Source organism: Streptomyces sp. CAI-85 (genome assembly GCF_013363615.1).
Lineage (GTDB): Bacteria > Actinomycetota > Actinomycetes > Streptomycetales > Streptomycetaceae > Streptomyces > Streptomyces antibioticus_B.
The window spans coordinates 73965-95148 of the sequence record NZ_JAANNX010000001.1 but is presented as its reverse complement, the minus strand read 5'-3'; the positions used below and the strand labels follow the sequence as shown (position 1 = coordinate 95148).

15 protein-coding genes are annotated in these 21184 nt (G+C 73.0%); 10 read left to right on the top strand and 5 right to left on the bottom strand.

Annotated elements, in window-relative coordinates; all coding sequences use genetic code 11:
• Window positions 1-14: 14 nt before the first annotated feature.
• The gene (locus tag G6W55_RS39175; protein WP_175518692.1) at window positions 15-1199 is read right to left on the bottom strand and encodes a chromosome condensation regulator RCC1; all 1185 of its coding nucleotides are present in this window, start codon (window positions 1197-1199) and stop codon (window positions 15-17) included.
• 77 nt (window positions 1200-1276) lie between these two features.
• Window positions 1277-2536 (bottom strand): sialidase, encoded by a 1260-nt coding sequence (locus G6W55_RS00345; protein WP_244368369.1) that lies wholly within the window; start codon window positions 2534-2536, stop codon window positions 1277-1279.
• Window positions 2537-3127: 591 nt separating this feature from the next.
• On the opposite strand from G6W55_RS00345, the gene G6W55_RS00340 reads away from it, so the two are divergent.
• The 3 genes from G6W55_RS00340 to G6W55_RS00330 are packed head-to-tail and all read left to right on the top strand — an operon-like array spanning window position 3128 to window position 6044.
• Window positions 3128-3646, top strand: coding sequence for a hypothetical protein (locus G6W55_RS00340; RefSeq protein ID WP_175518691.1), 519 nt, complete (start codon window positions 3128-3130; stop codon window positions 3644-3646).
• 49 nt (window positions 3647-3695) lie between these two features.
• Entirely contained in the window at window positions 3696-4661 is a 966-nt protein-coding gene (locus G6W55_RS00335; protein ID WP_175518690.1) for a hypothetical protein, read from the top strand.
• Between the two features lie 24 nt (window positions 4662-4685).
• Window positions 4686-6044: a hypothetical protein gene (locus tag G6W55_RS00330; RefSeq protein ID WP_254876040.1), complete on the top strand. Its 1359-nt coding sequence runs from the start codon at window positions 4686-4688 to the stop codon at window positions 6042-6044.
• A gap of 63 nt (window positions 6045-6107) precedes the next feature.
• Here G6W55_RS00330 and G6W55_RS00325 read toward each other — a convergent pair whose 3' ends face one another.
• Window positions 6108-6446, bottom strand: coding sequence for an amphi-Trp domain-containing protein (locus G6W55_RS00325; protein ID WP_175518689.1), 339 nt, complete (start codon window positions 6444-6446; stop codon window positions 6108-6110).
• A 129-nt stretch (window positions 6447-6575) separates the two neighbouring features.
• On the opposite strand from G6W55_RS00325, the gene G6W55_RS00320 reads away from it, so the two are divergent.
• Complete coding sequence (locus G6W55_RS00320) at window positions 6576-7223, top strand: dihydrofolate reductase family protein (RefSeq protein ID WP_175518688.1); 648 nt, start codon at window positions 6576-6578, stop codon at window positions 7221-7223.
• Window positions 7224-7329: 106 nt separating this feature from the next.
• Entirely contained in the window at window positions 7330-11940 is a 4611-nt protein-coding gene (locus G6W55_RS00315) for a HEAT repeat domain-containing protein (protein ID WP_175518687.1), read from the top strand.
• Window positions 11941-11964: 24 nt separating this feature from the next.
• Here the strand turns inward: G6W55_RS00315 and G6W55_RS00310 are convergent, their stop codons facing one another.
• Together G6W55_RS00310 and G6W55_RS00305 are read right to left on the bottom strand one after the other, a co-directional pair.
• The gene (locus G6W55_RS00310) at window positions 11965-12639 is read right to left on the bottom strand and encodes a CBS domain-containing protein (RefSeq protein ID WP_175518686.1); all 675 of its coding nucleotides are present in this window, start codon (window positions 12637-12639) and stop codon (window positions 11965-11967) included.
• A 74-nt stretch (window positions 12640-12713) separates the two neighbouring features.
• Window positions 12714-13175 (bottom strand): Crp/Fnr family transcriptional regulator, encoded by a 462-nt coding sequence (locus tag G6W55_RS00305; RefSeq protein WP_175518685.1) that lies wholly within the window; start codon window positions 13173-13175, stop codon window positions 12714-12716.
• Window positions 13176-13393: 218 nt separating this feature from the next.
• Here G6W55_RS00305 and pflB point away from each other — a divergent pair, with 218 nt between their 5' ends.
• The 5 genes from pflB (at window position 13394) to G6W55_RS00280 (ending at window position 21148) form a co-directional block, all read left to right on the top strand.
• Window positions 13394-15661 carry a formate C-acetyltransferase gene (gene pflB / locus G6W55_RS00300; protein WP_175518684.1) on the top strand — a complete coding sequence of 756 codons (2268 nt, stop codon included), beginning with the start codon at window positions 13394-13396 and terminating at the stop codon, window positions 15659-15661.
• Window positions 15662-15666: 5 nt separating this feature from the next.
• Window positions 15667-16395 (top strand): pyruvate formate-lyase-activating protein, encoded by a 729-nt coding sequence (gene pflA, locus G6W55_RS00295; protein WP_175519136.1) that lies wholly within the window; start codon window positions 15667-15669, stop codon window positions 16393-16395.
• A gap of 168 nt (window positions 16396-16563) precedes the next feature.
• A complete protein-coding gene (locus tag G6W55_RS00290; RefSeq protein WP_030782283.1) occupies window positions 16564-17193 on the top strand; it encodes a DoxX family protein in 630 nt (209 codons plus the stop codon).
• Between the two features lie 102 nt (window positions 17194-17295).
• Entirely contained in the window at window positions 17296-18309 is a 1014-nt protein-coding gene (gap, locus tag G6W55_RS00285) for a type I glyceraldehyde-3-phosphate dehydrogenase (RefSeq protein ID WP_175518683.1), read from the top strand.
• Between the two features lie 106 nt (window positions 18310-18415).
• On the top strand, window positions 18416-21148 hold the full coding sequence (locus G6W55_RS00280) for a GNAT family N-acetyltransferase (RefSeq protein WP_175518682.1): 2733 nt from the start codon (window positions 18416-18418) through the stop codon (window positions 21146-21148).
• Window positions 21149-21184: the final 36 nt, after the last annotated feature.

Sequence of the window (21184 nt, the reverse complement as noted above, 5' to 3'; positions counted from 1 at the left end):
CCATCCGGGGACGGTCAGTACGCGTACCCCGACTTGCCGGTGATCGTCGTCGTCACATGGGTGATCCCGCTGCCGGGCGGCAGGGCGACGGTCGTGGACGCGGGCGAGGTGGTGGTGCCGTCACCGAGCTGGGCGGCCGCGTTGGCGCCCCAGCCGATCACCGAACCGTCGTCCAGCGCCGCGATGGTGAAGTCGGCTCCGCCCGCGACCTGTTGGACGCCACGGAGCTGGTCCAGGACGACCGGCGTGGTGCGGTGGGACTTCGTGCCGTCGCCGAGCTGGCCGTCGCTGTTCTTGCCCCAGCCGGCCAGGCTGCCGTCGTCGAGGACCGCGAAGCCCGAGGCCGAGGTGGCGAACACCTCGGCCACCGCGTCCAAGTAGGCTACGTCGACCGGCTTGTTGCTGTCGGCGGTGCTGTCGTTGCCGAGCTGGCCCTCGGTGTTGCGGCCCCACGCCTTGACCGTGCCGTCGGCGGTGAGGGCGAGGACATGGTCGCAGCCGACCGAGACGGACTCGACGTCGGTGAGGTCGGGCACCTTCTGCGGGGTGTCCCGGTCGGTGTTGGCCCCGGTGCCCAGACGGCCGTTGGCGCCCGAACCCCAGGTCCACACGGTGCCGTCCTGCCGCAGGGCCACACTGAAGTCGCAGCCCGCGCCGACGTCCCTGACCTCGTCCAGGCTCTGCACGGGGACCGGCGTCCGGTACGGGTTGGTGGTGTCCAGACCCGTGCCGAGCTGCTTCCTGGCATTGCTGCCCCAGGCCAGCACCCGCCCGGCCCTGACGGCGAGCGCGTGGTTGGCGCCGGCGGAGACCTCGCTGACACCCCACAGCCCGGCGACGGTCACCGGGACGGGCTGGCTGACGAGGGTGCCGTTGCCGAGCTGCCCGGTGGCGTTGGAGCCCCAGCTCTTGACGGTGCCGTCCTTGAGAAGGGCGACGGCGAAGGGGTTGGCGGCCGCGCCGGCGCCGCCGCCTCCGGCGGACAACTCGCGTACGTCGTCACGGGCGATGCCGGTCACGGCGGTCGCGGTCTGCTGGGCGGCCAGCCCGCCGTTGCCGAGCTGGCCCTGGGCGTTCTCGCCCCAGGCACGGACCCACGGGTCGGTGCCCGCGGCGGCCGGTGCGGTCAGGCAGGGGGCGGCCAGGACGGTGGTCAGGGCGACGGAGGTGAGGAGAGTGCGGCGCAGGGGTGGAGTCATCGGCGTGCCTTTCGGAGGAGGGAGGGCGCGGGCGGTGCGTCGGTACGGGTACGGCGACATGAGCGTCACGCGGCCGCTCAGTACGCGTACGTCGTGTTGCCGCCGAGCGACACCGCCACGTCCTTGATCGCCGAGCCCTCGGTCAGGATCCGCACCGAGTCGTAGCGGGAGACGGTGGTGCCGTTGCCGAGCTGGCCCTCGCCGTTGTGGCCCCAGGTGAAGACGTCGTCGGCGGTCACCGCGACCCCGTGCCGGGCCCCGGCGGCGAGGTGCTGGACGCCCTCCAGACGCGGGATCTCGACGGGCGCGGTGCGGTTGGTGCGCGAGACGTTGTCGCCGAACGCCTCGTCGCCTTCCAGGAGTTGGCCGTACTGGTTGTTGCCCCAGCCCCACACATGACTGTCGCTGGTCATGGCGTAGTTGTGGTGGGCGCCGGCCTCGATGTCGGAGACGCCCTCCAGCCAGTCGACGTCGACGGGGACCGTGGCGGACTTGGTGGAGGAGTTGCCGAGCTGGCCGTACAGGTTGTAGCCCCAGGACTTGACGGTGTCGTCGGCGGTGAGCGCGAGCGCGTGATGGCAGCCGGCGTCGATCTCGACGACGTCCTCCAGGCCGCTCACCAGGCGCGGCACGGAGCTGGTGGCGCGGCTGCCGTTGCCGAGCTGGCCGTGGATGCCGCGGCCCCAGGCGTAGACCCTGCCGTTCTCCAGCAGGGCGAGACTGAAGTCGCAGCCCGCCGAGATCTGCTTGACCTTGGGCATGCCCTGCACCCGGTCGGGGACCGTACGGCTGTCCCCGGTGCGGTTGTTGCCGAGCTGGCCGTACGCGTTGTCGCCCCAGGAGTAGACCTGGCCCGAGGTGTCGAGCGCGAGGGCGTGCCGGCCGCCCGCGGCGATGTCCTTGATATTGGTCAGCCGGGGCACGGTGGTCGGCACGGTCTGGTTGGCGTTGCCGCCGTTGCCGAGCTGGCCCGAGGAGTTGTGGCCCCACGACTTCACGGTCTTGTCGGTGCGGGCGAGGGCGAAGGAGTCGGCCGACGAGGTGCCGCCGGCCGAGACCTGGTCGACGTCGCCGCGGAAGAGGCTGGTGACGGAGGAGGGGGACAGGCTGTCGGCGAGGGTGCCGTTGCCGAGCTGACCGGTGCGGCCCGCGCCCCAGCTCAGGACGGTCGGGTTCCCCTCGTTGGCCGCGGTGGGAGACGCGGCCGCGACGGGGGTGAGCACCACGGCGGCCGTGGCGACGACGGCGAGGGTGGCGAGGGTGCGGCGGTGCCGGGTCACCGCCCGCCGGGTGCCGGTCACGTCCTGGGAGGGACGGGGACGAGGGCGTGGGGACATGGCTGTGCTCTCCTTCGCGTCGGACCGCGTGCGGGCTGAGGGGGAGGCGGTGGCGAAAAGCGGTGGGGGAAAGGCGGGGGGAAAGGCTGTGGGGTGGGGCCGGACGGCCGGGGAGGTCGCCGGGCCCCTGAGCAGCGTGTCCGCAAACGATCACCGGCGCGACCCCGGAGCGGGCGAAACACCCGAAGGGCCCAGGCACCGTCGGCGCCCCCGTTCGGAGGTGTCCCTGCGGGCTGTGTCCCGTCGGTGTGCCGCCCGCCGGTCGGACGCGGCCGGTGGGGTCGGCGGGCCGGTACCGGGCGGGGTGCGGGGAGATCGGGTTCATCCGCACGGGCGGGACGGCACCTCTGCACGAGGTCCCCTTCGATGACCTGAAAGAGGGTCCGACATATGCCCGAGGTCTGTCCGGACGGCATGGGGCCGATGCGGTGAACACTGCTCGCGTCACCCCGGAGCGCGTGTGTTCTTCCGGGCGACCGGGGAGGGTCGGATTAGCTTCTGATCATCTTTGCTGTTCGCGGCGACGGCCTCCCACCGAGCCTCTCCGAGCCGCTCCGGCCGTCGACTCGCCCCATTCCGTAGGGAGTTCACGTGATCCCACGCGCGTCCGCACGCCGCGTCCTGTGCACCGCCGTCCTCGCCTCCGCGCTGTCCCTCGCCGCCCCGGTCCTCCTCGCCCCGCCCGCGCACGCCCGGCCCCCCTCGTCCCTGGCCCCCGCCGAGGAGTGCGCCCCCGACGACCAGGCGTGCAAGGACGAGCAGGAGAACGCCGAGCAGGCGCAGAAGGTCGAGGAACAGCAGCAGAAGACCGAGGAGGACGCCAAGAAGGCCGACCAGACGATCAAGGACGTCGGCAGACAACTGGAGGAGTGCCGGCCCGGCAACAGCGCCTGCATGGACCAGCTCGCCGGGCCTGGCATGGGCGAGAAGCAGGGCATCACCGACATGACCGCCACCGTCAAGGGCTTCGAGCCCGGACCGGCCGGCGAGGTGTCCGCCGCCGTCACCGGCACCTGCTCCGGCTTCCCCGGCTCGCTCCCGGCCGGCTCCGCGGATCCCGGGCGGAGCCCGTTCCCGGTCTCCCGACTGTGCGCCCTGCTGGGCGGCTGACCGGCCACCTCCCTCGCCGCTTTCCGTCCACCCCGCAGAAGGGATCCCCATGCCCGCGCGCCGCGTCCTGCTCGCCGCCCCGGCCCTCGCCCTCGCCGTGTCCCTCGCCGCACCCCTCCCCGCCCTCGCCACGCCGGGCCCCGCCCCCACCACGAACAGCCCCGGCCCCCTGCCCGAACCCCGCGCCGTCACCGCCGACGGCCGCCCCGCGAAGATCGCTGACGTCCTGGAGCACTGCGAGAAGAACCGGTCGGGCTGCCGGTTCCTGATCGACCGCGCGCTCGGCATCGAATTCGCCACCACCGTGCGGTCGTTGGGCAACGCCGTCGTCAACTGCACCCAGGACCCCATCAACATCGAACGCACGGTGACCCTGCACGCCGGCACCACCGACAACATCAGCGGCGAGATCTCCGGCTCCGTGACCGCCGAGGGCTCCATCGGCGCCTCGGGCGAGGTCACCACCACGCTCGCCAACGACATCACCAGCTCCCACAAGACACCCGACCTCAGCAAGGGCCCCACCTCCGAGTCCGGCACCAAGACCAGCGTCGGCGCCGGGGCCAGGCTGACCGGGCAGACCAGCGCGAGCCTCGCCTTCCAGGCCGCCTTCAAGGCCGCGTACGCCAAGACCTGGACCGTCGAGAGCACCGAGAGCACGACCTACAAGACCACCGTCAGGGCCCACGACATGCTCGTGTTCGGCGCGACCGTCGCCATGCGCCGGGTCGTCGGACAACTGGTGACCGACGGCGGCGGCAGCGTCCTCAACGTGGCGGTGGACAGCCCCTCCATGGTCAACGACAGCCACTTCGTCGCCCAGACCTACGCCGCCCCCGCCGGGGTGTGCAGCGGTACGCGGCCCCCCGACGCGACCGCGCGCGACGACGACAACACCGGCGGCGGCCCCGGCGGGCTGCGCCACGGCACTCCCCGGGAGATCCCCGCCCGCACCGCCGTACCGCCCGACGCGGCACCGCAGCGCGAGGTCGTCCTGAGCCCGGCCGCCTCCTGAGCCCCCTTCCCGAGGAGAACCCCCATGCGGCACCGACCCCGCCCACCCCTGGCCACCACCCTCACCACCCTGACCGCGCTCACCGCCACCGCCCTGCTGCTCCCGCCCCTCGCCGCCGGTGCCGCCGTCGGCGAACAGCCCGTGGAGGTCCTCAACGGCGACTTCGCCTCCCCGGCGATCAGGGGCGACGGCCCCACCACCGTCGGCCTCGACCACTGGACCGGCGCCAACCAGCGCTACTCCGCCGCCGCCTCGGGCCGTACCGACAGCGCCCACGGCGTGGCCCTCCAGAAGGACGGCAACACCCTCCAGCAGCGGCTGCGCGGGGTGCGCGCCGGAGCCAGGGTCACCGTCTCCTACGAGGACAGCCCCGCCGTCTCCAAGGAATGCGTCGCCGCCGACGTCGAGAACGGGCAGCCGTACACCGTCGAAGCGAGCGGAGGACCCGTCCGGGCGGTGACGACCGCCCCCGACCCCGGCCGGGTCAAGGGCACCCCGGGCACCGGCCGGTGGACGGGTCGCGGATACGAGTTCACCGCCGCCGAGAACGAACCCCTTCTCACCTTCACCTCGAAGGTCACCGCCGCGCGCACCCATGTCACCTGCACCCCGATGATCACCCGGATCCGTGCGGTGGAGGTGCCGCCGGCCGTGAACCAGAGCGTCGACCGGACCGCGCTCGGCACGGCCGAGGCGTACAAGGGCAACGAACGCGAGAAGACCCTCCACAACGCGGCCGCCGCCTGCAACGGCGAGAACGCCTGCACCTTCCGCCCCGACCGGCGCACCTCCTTCCGCTACTACGGGCGGGCGCGCGTGATCGGCGAGGCGTTCGTCAACTGCACCCGCAACCCCCTGGAGCACACCCGCGTCCTGCGCTACGCCGAACGCGGCCACGACAGCATCGCGCAGACCTACGCCGCCGCGAACCTCCCGCTCGAAGAGGTCGCCCGGCTGCCCACCTCCGGTGACCGGGCCGAGGACGTCAAACGCCTCAAGGAACGCCCGATGGCGGCCCAGTTCGCCGCCGCCTACGAGCGGACCTGGCAGCGGCCCTGGCAGTGGTTCAGCAGCGACCAGCGGGAGATCGTGGAGCGGATCCAGCCCGGCGAGGTCGGCTGGGTGGAGATCCAGCCCAGCAGGGAGCGCGTCGAGGGCTGGTTCGTCAGCGCCAAGGACGACTACCGGCTGCACGCCGTGGTCGACGGCCCGTCCCGCGCGGTCCCCGACCGCCTCCTGCAACGCACCGGACCGATGTCCGAGGCCGAGAAGCAGCGCTGCGCCGCCGCCCGCCCCATGACCGCCACCCCGGTCGGCGCGGACACCCCGGCCGGCTCCGCCGACAAGGGGCTCCTGGAGATCCCGCCCCCGACGGCCCCGTGAACGTGCGCGGGGAGCGGCGCGCTCGGGGCGAAACCGTCCGCTCCCCGCGCACCGCGGCTGTGATCAGGCGGCCTTCGCCGCCGCCCGCTTGGTGCTCCTGCCCCTGCCCGGCTTGGCGGGCGTGCTCTTGCGCGCGGGGGCGGTGGCCGGCTCCGGGCCGGCCGCTGTCTCGTGCGGTGTGATCGGCCAGGTGAACTCGATCTCCAGTTCGATCTTCCCGTCCTCGACCTCGACCTCGATCTCACCGTGCAGACGGTCGGGGACCCGCAGCCCCAGCACCCCGGAGCCGAGGTCCAGCTCGGCCCGGCCACCCTCGCGCAGCGCGCCGGCGAGCGCCGTGAGCAGGTCGGCGGCCTCACGGCGGGACAGCGAGCGCTTCTGCTCGAACTTGAGGTCACTCATGCACGTCTCCTGCACCCAGCGGCGGCGAATCCTCGCGTCGCTGTCGATCCGGCCACGTCCTGTTCGACATCCTGACGTAGGACCCGGCGCCCTGCGAGGCGGGGCGGACCTGACGAGGGAAGCGAACCGATGGACCAGCTACTGCGCGTGCAGAACTTCACGATCTCCAGCGACGGGATCGCCGCCGGAGAGGACCAGAGCCTGGAGGCGCCCTTCGGGAGCGGTATCGACCCGGGAAAGCTCTTCGCGTGGGCCGGCGCCACGGCGAGCTGGCCCATCCGGACCGCGCCCGGCGGAAGCCGGGGCCTGGACGACTACTTCGCCCGGGACTTCCGTCACGGCATCGGCGCCGAGATCATGGGCCGCAACAAGTTCGGACCCCAGCGCGGCCCCTGGGAGAACCACGAGTGGCGCGGCTGGTGGGGTGACGAACCGCCCTTCCACACACCGGTGTTCGTCATGACCCACCACGAACGGCCGTCGTTCACGCTCTCCGACACCACGTTCCATTTCGCGGACGACGACCCCGCCGCCGTTCTCGCCCGCGCGCGGGAGGCCGCGCAGGGCAAGGACGTCCGGCTCGGCGGCGGCGTGACCACGATCCGGGAGTTCCTCGACGCCGGCCTGGTCGACACCCTCCACGTGGTCGTCGCACCGGTGAAACTCGGATCCGGGCTGCGCCTGTGGGACTCGCCCGACGAACTGCTGGACCGCTACCACCTGGAGGCCGTGCCCAGCCCGAGCGGCGTCACGCACCATCTCTTCTGGCGCAGATGACAAGCGGACCTTGATCACCGGAGGTGACGAAGCAGACATCACGAACCCCCGCGCGTGGTACGTTCGTTGACATTGATGGAGAGGCGTAGAGCGTCACGGGGGACGGATGGCCGATTCGCCGTACAGTGCGTTGCGCGCCCGGCTGGTGAGCAGGACCGTCGCGCACTACCTCCCTCCCACCTTCCGGGTCCGCGCCGCCGCGGACGACTCCGGGGAACGGCTCCGGTTCGACGCGCTGCTCGACCTGCTGCCCTCCCACCGGGCCAAGTACGCACCCAGGCCGAAGACCTGGCTGGTGACCGGGGGCGCGGGCAGCGGCAAGAGCACCGCCGTCCTCCAGTACGCCATCGCGCTCCTCGACCGTGAGACGCCCTGCGTCGTCGTCGACAACCGCACCATCCGCCAGTTGGACGTGCAGGGGCTGACGGTCAAGGAACTCGCCCGCCAGTTACGTCCGGCGGGTGTGGACGAGAAGCTGTGGAAGGCGCACGTCAAGAAGAACCGCGTGGTCTTCCTGGTGGACGCGCTGAACGAGCTGGAGCGGGAGTTCGGCGGCTCCGCCGAGGGCAGGTTCATCTGGCAACTGGTCGCCGGATCCCATGACTTCACCGTACTGGTGACGTCCCGCAGCAAGGTCGACGACCTGGACCGGACCATCCTGCGCGATGTCGAGACCGTGTCCATCGAGCCGCTCGGCGAACAGGACATCGAGACCTACCTCGGGATGCGCGACGAGTCGGCGACCGACGCGCTCGCCGAGATCAGGTCCGGCGACATGCTGGGCGTCGCCTCCAACCCGTTCATGCTGTCGCTGCTGACCGACTGGCTGCTCGGCACCCGCTCCGTCGAGGACCGCGCGATCCCGCGCAGCCGCGCCGACCTGCTGCGGCAGACCGTGGCCCGGCCCGACAGCGAGGGCAGACTCGGCAGGGCCGAGCAGGACGCGGCGAAACGCGGGCTCGGCATGGAGGCCGCCCTGTGCGCGGCCGCGCTCGCCGCGATCACCACCCGCAAGGGAAACGCCGACTTCCTCGCCCGGGACGTCGAGGCGCTGCTCGGCCGGGTCTTCGAGGACCGGGACGAGATCGTCCACACCGTGAAGGCGTTCCTGGACACCCAGATGGTGGAGCCGGTCGGCGACACGGCCGACGACCAGTACAGCCTGATCCACCCGGCGTTCGTCGACTTCGGACTCGCCCTCGCCTGGCGGAGCACCAGCCCGCCGCCCGTCGTGCTCGACCCCGCCTACCTGGACCAGTGCCTCGGCGACTGGGTCGGCCTCCAGTCCGACCCCGACAGTGCCGCGCTCGGCCTCCTCGCCCCGGACGCCAAACCGCTGCCGCCCGAACTCCTCGTGGACGTCCTCCTCGCCAACCGCGGTGTCCTCGGCGACGAAGTGCGCGGCGTGCTGTGGCAGCAGCTCGGCCAGTGCTTCAACCAGGGCCGCCAGACCCGCGACCGGCTGGCCGGAGCCCTGGCCGCCCTGCCGTCGACCGTGCTGCGCGACGGACTCCAGCGCGGACTGCTCCGGGCGCTCAACACCAAGGACCCGGAGTTCGCGGACCACATCCTGGCCGCCCTGTGGAGCGGCTCCCTGGACGCCCAGGCGCTCCAGCGACTGCGCCGCACCCACCAGCGGAACAAGAAGGAACCGGCACCGCGGGGACCCGACCGCGACGAGGCCGAGGCGGCGAAGCGCCGGGGATGGCTGCTGGAGTCCAAGGACCCGGCGGCCCGCCGCCGCAGCGCCAACTGGCTGAGCAGCAAGGGCGGCGAGCAGGACGTCGACGTCCTGCTCACGGCGATGTACGCCGACTCCGACACCGCCGTGCGCGGCGCCTCCGCCACCGCCCTCGGACGCATCGGCTCGCCCCGGGCCGTCCCCGCCCTGCTGCGGACCCTGGAGACCGAGGACGAGACCAGCGTGCGCGGTTCGGCCGCCAGTGCCCTCGGCCGGATCGGCGGCGCCCAGGTGGTGCCCGCGCTCACCGTCGTGCTCGCCGACGACGCCGAGCCCAGCGTGCGCGGTTCGGCCGCCAGCGCGCTCGGCCGGATCGGCGATCCGCAGGCGGTGCCCAGGCTCATGACCGTGCTCGGCTCCGACTCCGAGGCCAGCGTGCGGGGTTCGGCCGCCAACGCCCTGGGCCACATCGGCGATCCACAGGCCGTGCCCGCCCTCACGGCCGCGCTCGCCGACGACCCCGACGCCGGGGTCCAGGGTTCGGCCGCCAACGCGCTCGGCCGGATCGGCGATCCGGAGGCGGTGCCCGCGCTCACCGCCGTCCTCGGCGTCCACGCCGAGTCCAGCGTGCGGGGGTCGGCCGCGTACGCCCTCGGCAGCATCGGCGATCCGCAGGCCGTCGTCACCCTCACCACCGCCCTCGCCCAGGACACCGAGTCCAACGTCCGCGGTTCGGCGGCCAACGCCCTCGGCAGCATCGGTGATCCGCAGGCCGTGGCCGCGCTCACCGCCGCGCTCACCGACACCGACGCGAGCGTGCGGGGTTCGGCCGCGAACTCGCTCGGCCGGATCGGCGACCCGCAGGCGATCCCCGCCCTCACCGGCACGCTCGCCCACGACCGGGAGCCCATCGTCCGGGGGTCGGCCGCCAACGCCTTCGGCAGCATCGGCGATCCCCGGGCGGTACCGGCGCTCACGACCGCCCTCGCCGACGGCGACTCCGGCGTCCGGGGCTCCGCGGCCAACGCGCTCGGCCGGATCGGCGACCTGGAGGCGGTGCCCGCCCTCAGCACCACCCTGGCCGGTGACGACGAGGCGATCGTGCGCGGGGCGGCCGCCAACGCGCTCGGCCGGATCGGCGACGCGCAGGCCGTGCCCGCCCTCAGCGTCTCCCTGGCCGACGACGGCGAGGCCATCGTGCGCGGCGCGGCGGCCAACGCCCTCGGCCGGATCGGCGACCCCGAGGCCGTCGCCGCCCTCACCACCGCCCTGGCCGACGACGGCGAGGCCAACGTCCGGGGCTCGGCCGCCAACGCCCTCGGCCGGATCAACGACCCCGGCGCCCTCGGCCCGCTCACCGCCGCACTCGTCGGCGACGCCGACGACTGGGTGCGCGGCTCCGCCGCCAACGCCCTCGGGCACCTCGGCGACACCGCGGCGGCCGACGTCCTGCGGACCACGATCCGCGACCCCGAGGAGACGTACCGCACCCGGCGCGCCGCCGTGGGCTCCCTCACCCACCTCGACACCGGCGACGAGGAGTGGATCACGGTCGTCGCCGACCGCCTCAAGTACACCGCCCGCAACAACCGGCACGGACGCGCCCTGCGCGGGGCCATCGTCGACCTCGTGGGCCGCCGGGAGATCACACCGACGACCAAGGACTGGCTGGTCGGCGTGATCCGCGACGACACGGACCCGCTGAACCGCACCACGGCCCTCGAAGGACTCGCGCGGGCCGGGCAGGCGGACGCCGACCTGATCAAGTTCATCATCGCGCCCGAGCACCCGCGGGCGGACAAGCGGCCCCGCGACAGCGACGCCGGCGTCCTCGGCGTCGCGGCGACCGCCGTCGTACGGGCGGCGGCCGACGATCCCCCCTACACCGACGCGCTGCTGCCCAGCGTCGTCCACATGCTGGTGCAGAAGAACACCTTCCGGGCCACGGTCATCCCGCCGCTCACCCAGTTGCGGCTGCTGCCCCTGCCCGTCGCGGAGCAGATCTTCCTCCGGCTCACGGCGCTCATCGACGCCACCCCGCCGGAGAACCCGTTCGTGGAGCCCGCCCTCCTCGCCGAACGGGAGTCCCTCGCCGAGCGCAGACGCGTGGAGGCCGAGGTCGAGTCGTTCACCAGCAATCCCGAGGCGGTCCTCGCCGGGTTCCGCGCACAACGCAGGTCGAGGTTCGAAGTGACGGCACCCACCACCAGCACCGGCACCGGTACGAGCACCGGCACCGAAGCAGCCGCGCCCGACGCCGGGGAGGAGTACCACGTCGCCCTCCTCACCGCCGTCCCCGTGGAGACCAAGGCGCTCCTCCACACGCTCCAGGACCGCGGCATCGAGATCACCGAGATGCAGCGCGACGGCCGCTACTACGACGTCTTCGAGCTGGACTCGGCTGGCCGCACCCCCGTCCGGGTGGTCACCACCCAGGCCACCGACCAGGGCGGCCAGTCCGCCGCGGCCGTGACCCGCGCACTGCTCTCCGCGTTCCGGCCGGACCTCGTGCTCCTGGTCGGGGTCTGCGGCGGCTTCGCCGAGCACGGCGTGTCACTGGGCGACGTCCTCTTCGCACGCCAGGTGTTCGACTACGGCCCCGAGCGGGTGCGGCCCGAGGGCGCCGGGCTGCGCCCGCCGGTGTACCGGTCCGACGAGCAGGTGCTGCGGCTCGTCGGCAGACTCGACGCCCGCGGCCGGCTGGACGCGTCGCTCGACGGCCATGAACTGCTGGTCAAGGACTTCGCGAGCGGCGAGAAGGTCATCGCCTGGCGCGACGCCGCCCTGCGCGCCGAGCTGCTCGGCCTGTCCCTGGACATCGGGGGAGTGGAGACCGAGGCGCACGGCGTGCTGCACACGATCTGGGAGGCGTTCAAGGCCAAGGACTTCGTGGGCGGGGCGATGCTCAAGTGCGTCAGCGACCTCGGCGACGAGGAGATGGGCGTGGACAAGAAGGCCAAGCAGACGGATGCGGCCCGGCGGGCGGCGCGGGTCGCGCTGGACGTGGCGGCGGCGTTCCGCCGGGCGGACGCCTGACACGCGCCGCCCGGCGGGCCGCGGTCAGGCGTCCGCGGGCGCGTCCGCCGGAAGCCCGTGCCCGGTGAGGTCGAAGTCGACGTCCACGACCCCTTCGACCGCCCGGATCAGCCGTGCCGCCACCGGCACCAGCGAGGTGTCCCGGACCCGTCCGGTCAGCGTCACGACGCCCTCGCGCACCGCCACGCGCACGTTCGATCCCGGCGCGGGGAACAGATAGGCCACGACCTCGCGCCGGACCTCCTCGGCCATGTCCTCGTCGGTGCGCAGGAAGACCTTGAGCAGGTCGGCCCGGCTGACGACCCCTTCCAGCAGCCCCACCGAGTCGACCACGGGCAGCCGCTTGACCTTCGCCCGCGCCATGGTCCGGGCGGCCTGGGCGAGCGTGGCGTCGGCCCGCACGGTCAGCGCGGGCGACGTCATCAGCTCCTCCGCCGTGACCGCGCCGGCCTTCGCCAGGTCGGCCAGCCGGCTGAGCTGCGTGGACCGGTCGGGATCGCTGTCGCGGAACTCCTCCTTCGGCAGCAGGTCCGCCTCGGAGACGACCCCGACGACCCGGCCCTCGCCCTCGAGGACGGGCAGGGCGCTGATCTTCCAGTCCTGCATCAGCTTGACGATCTCCTTGAACGTCGCCCCACGGCCGACGGCGGCGACCGTGTGCGTCATGACGTCGCTGACGATGTGCGGGGTGCCGTGCATGGCCACTCCTCAGGTAGGAGGTACGGGTGCGGGGCCGGGCCGGGGGGGACAGGTGCGGGGCCGGGCCCGCGGAGTCAGACCGGGCTGCCGGACCCGTACGGGGCGTACAGATCGAGCAGACGCGTCCGGGCGGAGCGCAGCCGGTGGGCGAGCACCTCGCCGACCCACCGGGCGACGTCGTCGCCCAGCGCGGGATCGTCGTCGCACAGGGAGCGGACGGCGACCGCGTCGAACTCGTAGGCCCGCACCGGTGTGGTCGCCTCGGCGCCCAGATGCCAGACGTGCGGGGTGAAGAACCAGGACCAGCCGATCAGCTCGTTGTGCCCGAGGCTCTCGATGACGGCGGCCCGCCGGCCCGGCACCCGCATGTCCAGCTCGATCCGGCCGGTGCGGATGATCCAGAAGCGGTCGGCGCGCTCCCCCTCCTCGAACAGGCGCGTGCCCTGCGGGAACGACACCTTTCGGGCGATGCGGAGCAGCCGTTCACGGTGCTCCTCGGTCAGTGAGCGCAACAGAGGTGTGTGGGCGGTTTCCATGACAGCCCTCCGTGACGGCGTGGACGGTCTTCCGCCTCCAGTGTCCGCGCGCGCCCCCGGCCGGGCCAGGGCCACCCAGCCCGGTGACCCGGGCCGTACGGCCCGGGCGAGGGCGCCGGCCGGCACTCCCGGCGCCGGCCGGGAACGACGAGCATCGAAGGAGACGCACCACGGCACAGAGCAGACACGACACAGAGACGAAGAAGAGAGGAACGGCGATGACCACGACCGTGCCCACCGTGACCGCCGGCGACCGTGTCACCGCGGCCTGGCGGGGCTTCGCCGGGACCCGCTGGCGCGAGCTGATCGACGTACGCGACTTCATCCAGGCCAACTACACCCCGTACGAGGGCGACGCCTCCTTCCTGGCCGGCGCCTCGGAACGGACCCGGGCCGTGTGGGAGAAGGTCAGCTCGCTGTTCCCCGAGGAACGCGCCCGCGGCATCCTCGACGTCGACCCGGCGACCCCGTCCACGATCACCTCGCACGCCCCCGGCTGGATCGACCGCGACCGTGAACTGATCGTCGGCCTCCAGACGGACGCCCCGCTCAAGCGCGCGATCATGCCGAACGGCGGTCTGCGCATGGTGGAGAGCGGACTGAAGGCGTACGGCTACGAGGCCGACCCGTTCGTGACCAAGGTGTTCGGGACCTACCGCAAGACCCACAACGACGGGGTCTTCGACGCCTACACCCCGGCCATGCGCACCGCGCGCAAGGTCGGCATCATCACGGGCCTGCCCGACGCCTACGGCCGCGGCCGGATCATCGGCGACTACCGGCGCGTCGCGCTGTACGGCACCGACCGGCTGATCGAGGCCAAGCGGGCCGAGCGGGCCCTCCTCGACGCCCGGCCGTCCTCCGAGCACGTCATCCGCGACCGCGAGGAACTCGCCGAGCAGATAAGGGCGTTGGGCGAGCTGACCCGGATGGCGGCGACCTACGGCTGTGACGTCTCACGCCCCGCGGCCACCGCGCACGAGGCCGTGCAGTGGCTCTACCTCGGCTATCTCGCCGCGGTGAAGGAGCAGAACGGCGCCGCGATGTCGCTGGGCCGCACCTCGACGTTCCTCGACGTCTACCTCCAGCGCGATCTGGACGACGGCGTCATCGACGAGTCCCGCGCCCAGGAACTGATCGACGACTTCGTGATCAAGCTGCGGATCGTCCGGTTCCTGCGCACCCCCGAGTACGACGCCCTGTTCTCCGGCGACCCGACCTGGGTGACCGAGTCCATCGGCGGCCTCGGCACCGACGGCCGCCCGCTGGTCACTCGCACCTCCTTCCGCTTCCTCCAGACCCTCTACAACCTCGGGCCCGCCCCGGAACCCAACCTGACCGTGCTCTGGTCGCCCCGACTGCCCGCCGGCTTCAAGGAGTTCTGCGCCCAGGTGTCCATCGACACCAGCGCCGTGCAGTACGAGTCCGACGAGCTGATCCGCCCCCGCAACGGCGACGACACCGCGATCGCCTGCTGTGTCTCCGCCATGGCCGTCGGCAAGGAGATGCAGTTCTTCGGCGCCCGGGTCAACCTGGCCAAGGCGCTGCTGTACGCCGTCAACGGCGGCCGGGACGAGATGACCGGCGACCAGGTCACCCCGGCGATGCCGCCCCTGACCGGCGACCACCTGGACTACGACGAGCTGGCGGCGGCGTACGACCGGGTCCTGGACTGGCTGGCCGAGACCTACGTCGACACCCTCAACGTCATCCACTTCATGCACGACAAGTACGCCTACGAGCGGCTGGAGATGGCCCTGCACGACCACCCCGTGCACCGCTACATGGCCTGCGGCATCGCCGGCCTCTCGGTCGCCGCCGACAGCCTCTCCGCCGTCAAGTACGCCCGGGTGAAGGTCTTCCGGGACGCCTCCGGGCTCGCCGTCGACTTCCGGACCGAGGGCGACTTCCCGGCGTACGGCAACAACGACGACCGCGCCGACAGCATCGCCGTGGGACTGGTGGAGTCCTTCATGGCCAAGGTCCGCCGGCACCCCACCTACCGGGACGCCGAACACACCCAGTCGGTGCTGACCATCACCTCCAACGTCGTCTACGGCAAGCACACCGGCAACACCCCCGACGGACGCCGGGCCGGACAGCCCTTCGCACCCGGCGCCAACCCGATGAACGGCCGCGACCGGCACGGCGTCGCCGCCTCCGCCCTCTCCGTCGCCAAGCTGCCCTACGAGCAGGCCCGCGACGGCATCTCCCTGACCACCACCATCACCCCGGAAGGGCTCGGACACGCCCCGCAGGAGCGCGCCGGACATCTGGTGGGCATCCTCGACGCCTACATGGCCTCTGGCGGCTTCCACATGAACGTCAACGTGCTGAACCGGGACGTGCTGGAGGACGCGATGGCGCACCCGGAGAAGTACCCCGAGCTGACGATCCGGGTCTCCGGCTACGCCGTCAACTTCGTCCGCCTGACCCGCGAACAGCAACTCGACGTCATCAGCCGCACCTTCCACGGAACGTTGTGAGCACGATGACGCGAGGCCGGATCCACTCCTGGGACCTGTCCACCGGCGTGGACGGGCCCGGGACCCGGTTCGTCCTCTTCGTCAGCGGCTGCCCGCTGCGCTGTCTGTACTGCGCCAACCCCGACACCTGGCACATGCGCGACGGCCGGGAGACCACTGTCGACGAGGTGATGGCCGAGATCGAGAAGTACCGGCCCTTCCTCACCACCGCCGGCGGCGGTGTGACCATCACCGGCGGAGAACCGCTGCTCCAGCCCGCATTCACCGGCGAGGTGCTCCGCCGCTGCCAAGAGGCCGGGCTGCACACGGCGTTGGACACCTCCGGCTTCCTCGGCGCCCGCGCCACCGACGAGTTGCTCGCCCACACCGACCTGGTGCTGCTGGACATCAAGTCCTTCGACATCGGCACCTACCGGAAACTCACCGGCGCCCGGCTCGCCCCCACGCTCGGGTTCGCCACCCGCCTCGACCGGCTCGGCGTCCCCGTGTGGATCCGCTACGTTCTGGTCCCCGGCTGGACCGACGATCCCCAAGCCGTCGACGGACTGGCCGAGTTCGTCGCCGGGCTCGGCACCGTGCGCCGGGTCGAGGTGCTGCCCTTCCACAAGCTCGGCGCCCCCAAGTACGAGGCCCTCGGCATCCCCTTCCCGCTGCGCGACACCCCGGTCCCCGACCCCGCCCTCACCGAGAGCGTCCGTGAACGCTTCCGGAAGCGGGGCGTGCCCGCGTACTGACGGGCAGGTCAGAGCGCCATGTCCGCGCAGCACCCCCCAACGTCCCCTGAGAACAGGGACGTTCGGCCCTGCGGCCGCGGACCTTCGGCATCCGCCGCCCGGCCCCGCGCACGGCCAGAGTATGTGGTGTCAGGCACCGCCCCGAACGCCCCCGAAGGGACCATGACCATGGCCGTGCACGAGACCCCGCACCGGAGCTCCGGACTCCACCTGCCGTCGTTCCGCAGGAACCGGACCACCTCCGCAACCGAGCCGGCCGAGTCGGCGGGCACCGGCACCCACACCGCGCGGGCCTACGCCCTCGCCTCCCTGCGACTGCTCACCGGCTTCGTCTTCCTGTGGGCCTTCCTCGACAAGACCTTCGGCCTCGGCTACGCCACCGGATCCGGCAAGGGCTGGATCGACGGCGGCTCGCCGACCAAGGGTTTCCTCGGCTCGGTCGCGGTCGGGCCGATGGAGTCCACCTTCCACTCCTGGGCCGGCGACCCGTGGGCCAACTGGCTGTTCATGCTGGGCCTGCTCGGCATCGGCGTCGCCCTCATCGCGGGGGTCGCGCTCCGTATCTCCGCCGTCGCCGGCACCTTGATGATGGCGCTGATGTGGGTCGCCGAATGGCCACCCGCCCAGCACCTCGCGGACGGATCACCGACCATGTCGACGAATCCCTTCGTCGACTACCACGTGATCTACGCCGTCGCCCTGATCGTCCTGGCCGCCACCGCCGCGGGCAACACCCTCGGCATCGGCCGCCTCTGGGCCCGACTCCCGATCGTCCGCGACCACGGCTGGCTGCGCTGAGCGGCCACGGCGCGGTGGGCCCGCCCCGGCCCACCGCGCCGAGCCATGCCGGGACCCGGCATCCGACCGATCACTCCACCTCCTGAGGAAGGACCCCACGCCATGACCACGCGCGTCGGCATCAACGGCTTCGGACGGATCGGCCGCACCTATCTGCGCGCCGCCCTCGACCGCGCCGAACAGGGCGCCCAGGACGTCGAGGTGGTCGCCGTCAACGACATCACCTCGCCGGCCACCCTGGCCCATCTCCTGGAGTACGACTCGACGTTCGGCCGTATCGGACGGGACGTGGAGCACGACGACCACTCGATCACCGTCGACGGACGGCGGATCGCCGTCACCGCCGAACGCGACCCGGCCGCCCTGCGCTGGTCCGACCACGGCGTCGACGTCGTCGTCGAGTCCACCGGCCGCTTCCGCGACCGCGACTCCGCGGCACTGCATCTGAAGGGCGGCGCCCGCACCGTGCTGCTGTCGGCGCCCGGCAAGGACGTGGACGCCACGATCGTGATGGGCGTCAACGACCGTGCCTACGACCGCGACCGGCACCGGATCGTCTCCGCCGCCTCCTGCACGACCAACTGCGTCGCCCCGATGGTGAAGGTCCTCGACGACGCCTTCGGCATCGAACGCGGCGTGATGACCACCATCCACGGCTACACCAACGACCAGTCGCTGCTGGACGGACCGCACAAGGACCTGCGGCGAGCCCGCGCGGCCGCCCTCAGCATCATCCCCACCAGCACCGGCGCCGCCCGCGCCGTCGGCCTGGTGGTCCCGGAGCTGGCCGGCGCGCTGGACGGGATCGCCGTCCGGGTGCCGGTGGAGGACGGCTCGCTCACCGACCTCGCCGTGGTCCTCGCCCGGGAGGCGACCGCGGAGGAGATCAACGCCGCGTTCCGGGCCGCCGCCGATGGCCCGCTCCACGGCGTCCTGCGGGTGTCCGAGGCGCCGATCGTCTCCCGCGACGTCATCGGCGACCCCTCGTCCTGCGTCTTCGACCCCGCCCTGACCCAGGCCAACGGCACCCTCGCCAAGGTCTTCGGCTGGTACGACAACGAGTGGGGCTACACCAACCGTCTCCTGGACCTGACGGCCCTGGTCGCGGACGACTGACCCGTCCCGGGGCCGGTCGGCGGCGGCACCGGGGCCGTCCGGCCCTTGGGCCCCGGCGCCGCTCCGCCGGACGATCGAAGTACCGAAGCCATGGAGGCGACCCGCGATGACGGACGACCTGCTCGACCGGCCCACGGTCCACGCGCTGCTCGCGGACGGCACCACCGTCCGCATCCGGCCGGCGCGGCCCGGCGACCACCGGCAGGTGCGCGGCTTCTACGAGGAGATGTCGCCGGAGAACCTGCGGCTGCGCTTCTTCTCCGCCAGCCCGCGCTCGGCCGCCCAGGCCGCCGACCGCGCCTGCGGCCCGGCCCGGCCGGGATACCGGGCCCTGCTGGCCGAGGCGGACGACCGGATCATCGGCATCGCGGAGTACGACACCGGCGCCGGCGGCGACGCCCGCGCCGAGCAGGAGGGCACCGCCGAGGACAAGGGCACCGCCGAGGTCTCCATCGCCGTCGCCGACGGTCTGCACCACCGGGGCGTCGGCACCCTCCTCGTCGAGCACCTGGTCTCGGCGGCGCGCGCGGAGGGCGTCACGGCCTTCACCGCCGACGCGCTCAGCGAGAACCACGAGGTGCTCCGTCTCTTCGCCGACCTCGGCCTGCACACCTCGCGCCGCTTCGAGGGGCCCGAGGTGCGCTGCACCGTCCGGCTCGGCCAGGACGACACCTACCTGTCGGCCGTCGAGGCGCGCGGCCAGGCCGCAGACGTGGCCAGCCTCGTCCCGCTGTTGCGGCCGTCCGCGGTCGCCGTGGCCGGCGCCGGACGCACCCCCGGTTCGGTGGGCCGGGCCGTCCTGCACCATCTGCGCTCGGGCGGCTTCACCCGGCGCCTGTTCGCCGTGAACCCCCACGTCGGCACCGTGCTCGGCGTGCCCTCCTACCCGTCGGTCGCCGCCCTGCCCGAGACGCCCGACCTGGTGATCGTGGCCGTACCTGCCGCCGCCGTCCCGGCCCTCGCCGAGGAGTGCGGCACAGCCGGGGTACGCGCGCTCGTCGTCCTCACCGCGGGGCTCGACCATCTCCAGGCGCGGGCGCTGCTGGCCGCCTGCCGCACCCACGGCATGCGGCTGGTCGGCCCCAACTGCCTCGGCGTGTCGAACACCGACCCGGAACTGAGCCTCGACGCCACCTTCGCCGCCGAGCACCCCCGCCCCGGCACCGCCGGGATCGCCGTACAGTCCGGCGGCGTCGGCATCGCCCTCCTCGACGGACTCTCCCGCCTCGGCATCGGGGTGTCGTCGTTCGTCTCCCTCGGTGACAAGTACGACGTCAGCGGCAACGACCTGCTCCAGTGGTGGGAGAGCGACGGCCGCACCGACCTCGCCCTGCTGCACCTGGAGTCGTTCGGCAACCCGCGCGCCTTCTCCCGCACCGCCCGCCGTGTCACGCGCCGCATCCCGGTGCTCACCGTCGACGCCGGCCGTACCGAGGCGGGCCGCAAGGCCGCCGCCTCCCACACCGCGGCCGCCGCCACCCGCACCATGACCCGCGGCGCCCTCTTCACCCAGGCCGGCATCACCGCGACCCGCTCGGTCGGCGAGCTGCTCGAGACCGCGGCCCTGCTGCACTCCCAGCCGCTGCCCGCGGGCGCCCGCGTCGCGATCGTCACCAACGCCGGCGGCGCCGGGGTGCTCACCGCCGACGCCTGCGCGGAGGCGGGCCTCGCCCTTCCCCCGTTCACCCCCACCGTGATCGACGACCTGCTCGCGGTCCTGCCGGAGGGCGCCGCCGTCGGCAACCCGGTCGACGCCACCGCCGCCGTGTCGGAGGAACAGCTCACCGAGTGCGTCGACCGTCTCACCCGGTGCCCCGGTGTCGACGCCGTCGTGGTGGCGCTCGTGCCCACGGCGGTCGCCGCGGCCACCGGTGACGACCTGGTGCGCGCCCTCACCGCCGCCCCCGGCCGGCGGGCCCGCCCCGTCCTCGCCGTACGCCTGGAACAGGACCGGTCCGTCACGCTGCTGCCCGCCGCCAACGGCGGCACGATCCCCTCCTACGCCGAACCGCAGGCGGCCGCCCGCGCGCTCGCCCATGCCGCCGATCGCGCCGCCTGGCTCGCCCGGCCCTCCGGCGCCGTCCCCGCACTCGACGACCTCCAGACCGACCGCGCCCGCACGGTCGTGGCCCGCTACCTGTCGGACCACCCCGACGGGGGCTGGCTCGACCCGATGCTCTGCGCCGACCTGCTGGACTGCTACGGCATCCCGCAGATCCCCTGGGCCTGGGCCGAGACCGAGGACGAGGCCGTGCTGGCCGCCGACCGGCTGCGCGGCGCCGACGGCCGGGTGGTCATGAAGGCCCACTGGCCGGGACTGCTGCACAAGGCGCAGCAGCACGCCGTCCATCTGGACCTGCGCGGGGACGCCCAGGTACGGGCCGCGTTCCGCGACCTGGAGAGGCGCTTCGCCGGACTCATGACCGGCGTGGTCGTGCAGCCGCTGGCCGCCCGCGGCATCGAACTCTTCGCGGGCGTCGCCCAGGACGAGGTCTTCGGCCCGCTCGTGCTGTTCGGGCTCGGCGGCACCGCCACCGAGGTGCTCGCCGACCACGCCGCCCGGCTCGCCCCGCTCACCGACCGCGACGTGCACGACCTCATCACCTCGCCGCGCTGCGCCCCGCTGCTGCTGGGCGCGAACGGACAGGCCCCCGTCGACCTCGAAGGGCTGGAACGGCTGCTCCTGCGGCTGTCCCGGATGGCGGCGGATCTGCCGCAGCTCGCCGAGGCCGACTTCAACCCCGTCCTGGCCAGGCCGGACGGCGTCACCGCGCTCGACACCCGGATACGCCTGCTGCCGCGCCGCCCCCAGGACCCCTACCTGCGCCGGCTGCGCTGAGCGCGGCCGCGCGGACCGCGAGAGGAGGCGGACCGC